Origin of the sequence: Iodobacter violaceini (assembly GCF_011601265.1) — a bacterium.
GTDB classification, from domain to species: Bacteria; Pseudomonadota; Gammaproteobacteria; order Burkholderiales; family Chitinibacteraceae; genus Iodobacter; species Iodobacter violaceini.
In genome coordinates, this window is the sequence record NZ_JAAOLX010000033.1 from 1 (window position 1) to 780 (window position 780).

Sequence of the window (780 nt, forward strand, 5' to 3'; positions counted from 1 at the left end):
TGGCTGAAGGCGAAACCAAGACTGAAACCTTTACCGTTAAATCTGCGGATGGCACGACTTCCAATGTTGTTGTGACTGTTGTCGGCACGAATGATGCGGCAGTGATCACACCGAATAAGCCAGGCGATGACGCAGGGCAGGTCAAAGAAGATACAACGCTGACTACCAGCGGCACCTTACTGGTTAACGACAAAGACGCCGGTCAATCCAGCTTCCAGGCACAGACTGACACCGACGGTACTTATGGTAAGTTCAGCATTGGCACAGATGGTAAGTGGACTTATGTGCTGAACAACGCAGCGGCCAATGTTCAAGCTCTGGCTGAAGGCGAAACCAAGACCGAGACCTTTACCGTTAAATCTGCGGATGGCACGACTTCCAATGTTGTTGTGACGGTTGTCGGCACGAATGATGCGGCAGTGATCACACCGAATCAGCTAGGCGATGACGCAGGTTCTGTCAAAGAAGATACAACACTGACGACCAGCGGAACCTTGCTGGTGAATGACAAAGACGCTGGCCAATCCAGCTTCCAGGCACAGACGGATACCGATGGTACGTACGGTAAGTTCAGCATTGGCACGGATGGTAAGTGGACTTACACGCTGAACAATAACGATCCAGTTGTTCAGGCCTTAAAAGACGGCGATGTGAAGACCGAAACCTTCACCGTTAAATCCGCCGATGGCTCGGAAAGCACCATCACCGTGACTGTGAACGGCAGCAATGAAACCGCCACCGTCGGCCACGGCGCAGTACAGGAAGATACCGTTCAAAGCA

1 protein-coding gene is annotated in these 780 nt (G+C 52.1%); it reads left to right on the forward strand.

All coding sequences use genetic code 11. The annotated features are described in order from the left end of the window. Positions 1 to 780, forward strand: a 780-nt coding sequence (locus HA050_RS21715; RefSeq protein ID WP_205836560.1) for a VCBS domain-containing protein, incomplete at both ends; no start/stop codon positions are given.